Origin of the sequence: Pantoea brenneri (assembly GCF_038594305.1) — a bacterium.
In the GTDB taxonomy this organism is placed as follows: domain Bacteria; phylum Pseudomonadota; class Gammaproteobacteria; order Enterobacterales; family Enterobacteriaceae; genus Pantoea; species Pantoea brenneri.
In genome coordinates, this window is record NZ_JBCGBG010000024.1 from 1 (window position 1) to 266 (window position 266).

General features: G+C 53.0%; 1 rRNA gene. It reads left to right on the forward strand.

Annotated elements, in window-relative coordinates:
* Positions 1-266, forward strand: a 23S ribosomal RNA gene (locus tag AABB92_RS23370); the annotation flags it as partial.

Genomic DNA, 266 nt, shown 5'->3' on the forward strand with positions numbered 1-266 from the left:
AAATTGAACTCGCTGTGAAGATGCAGTGTACCCGCGGCAAGACGGAAAGACCCCGTGAACCTTTACTACAGCTTGACACTGAACATTGAGCCTTGATGTGTAGGATAGGTGGGAGGCTTTGAAGCGCAGACGCCAGTCCGCGTGGAGCCAACCTTGAAATACCACCCTTTAATGTTTGATGTTCTAACGTGGCCCCGTTATCCGGGGTGCGGACAGTGTCTGGTGGGTAGTTTGACTGGGGCGGTCTCCTCCTAAAGCGTAACGGA